The sequence below is a fragment of the Marivita lacus genome, assembly GCF_014637725.1.
GTDB classification, from domain to species: Bacteria; Pseudomonadota; Alphaproteobacteria; order Rhodobacterales; family Rhodobacteraceae; genus Marivita; species Marivita lacus.
The window spans coordinates 1-1,400 of sequence record NZ_BMFC01000049.1 but is presented as its reverse complement, the minus strand read 5'-3'; the positions used below and the strand labels follow the sequence as shown (position 1 = coordinate 1,400).

Below are 1,400 nucleotides of genomic sequence, written 5' to 3'. Positions count from 1 at the left end.
TGAACTGATGCGGTGGATGCCCCCACCCGCCGGCATCGGATACCATGACGGTTCTATACTCGCTTAGTGGAGGGCACATCGATGACATCAAAGATCAGTGTTTTGGCAATCGACTTGGCAAAAGGCAGCTTTCAGGTCTGTGCTGTTGGACCAGATGGGGCGGTTGTCTTCAACCGCGCTGTGTCGCGAACACGGCTGGCGGCGCTGTTGGCTGACCAGCCAGATTGCATAGTGGCGATGGAGGCCTGCGCGACGTCGCACCATTGGGGCCGGCTTGCGCAGAGCCACGGTCACGAGGTACGGCTCGTGCCAGCTGCGTATGTGAAGCCGTTTGTTAAACGACAGAAGAATGATCGCGCAGATGCAGAAGCCATAGCGGAAGCAGCGTTGCGGCCAACCATGCGGTTTGTGGCAGTGAAGAGCGCAGAAACGCAAGGTCGTGCTGTCGCCTTCCGAACGCATCAATGTATGGTTCGACAGCGCACGCAGCTTATCAATGCCCTGCGCGGTCATTTGGCTGAATTTGGGTTGGTGGCACCCAAAGGTCCCGCAAGTCTCAAGCTGCTGGAAAATTCCCTTGCTGATGAGAACACAGACCTGCCAGAGCCAGTCCGCCATATGGGGTCGATCTATGTCGAGCAGATTGCGCGTCTCACCGAGGTCATTAATCAGCTTGCTGATGAGTTGCAAAACTCATCAAAGACAGACGAGCAACTGCGCAGGCTTTGCACCATTCCGGGGATCGGTCCTGTCACCGCAGGTGCCGTTGCGGCATTCGCACCCGATCTCGACACGTTTGAAAGTGGCCGGAATTTCGCCGCTTGGCTGGGCTTGGTGCCCCGACAAAGGTCAACTGGCGGAAAAGCACGGCTGGGATCGGTCAGCAAAATGGGGCAAACCGACATCCGTCGATTGCTGATCGTCGGCGCCATGAGCGTGATCCGCTGGGTGGTTCGCAAAGGCGGTAGTGCAAACCGCTGGCTGGCCGCACTTGTAACGCGCAAGCCAAAGATGGTGGCCGCCGTTGCCTTGGCGAACAAGATGGCTCGGATGATCTGGGCGCTTTCGACAAAGCAGGAGAATTATCGAATGGCGTGACCTGATCCCGAGAAGGAGAAAGGCACGACATGGCCGCAAGGCCAGGGTGAGCGATCGACGAGGAGTACGCGATACGGACTTCGAAGTTCAAGGCAGGGAAATTCAGACCCGGGGCTCGAGCGCTTGCAGCTCTCTGAACCGATGTGAACCCAGCCTTCCGAACAGCATACCGGCCCGTGGCGTCATAGAAAGCCACAATCAGAGGCCTGACACACGTCCGATCGAAGGCCCCGCCGAAAATCGAAGATAATGCTTGCCAAACAGGGGGCATCCACACACGCCCCGGGTTTACTGGAGAGTTT

Annotated in this window: 1 protein-coding gene; it reads left to right on the top strand. The window is 57.6% G+C overall.

Annotated elements, in window-relative coordinates; translation table 11 throughout:
* Positions 1-81: 81 nt before the first annotated feature.
* Positions 82-1,098, top strand: a complete 1,017-nt coding sequence (locus tag IEV82_RS23405; RefSeq protein ID WP_188484490.1) for an IS110 family RNA-guided transposase — start codon at positions 82-84, stop codon at positions 1,096-1,098.
* Positions 1,099-1,400: the final 302 nt, after the last annotated feature.

Bases quoted from the DNA above. Each gene is read 5' to 3' on its own strand.
- IEV82_RS23405 (WP_188484490.1), top strand. From the start codon at position 82: ATGACATCAAAGATCAGTGTTTTGGCAATCGACTTGGCAAAAGGCAGC.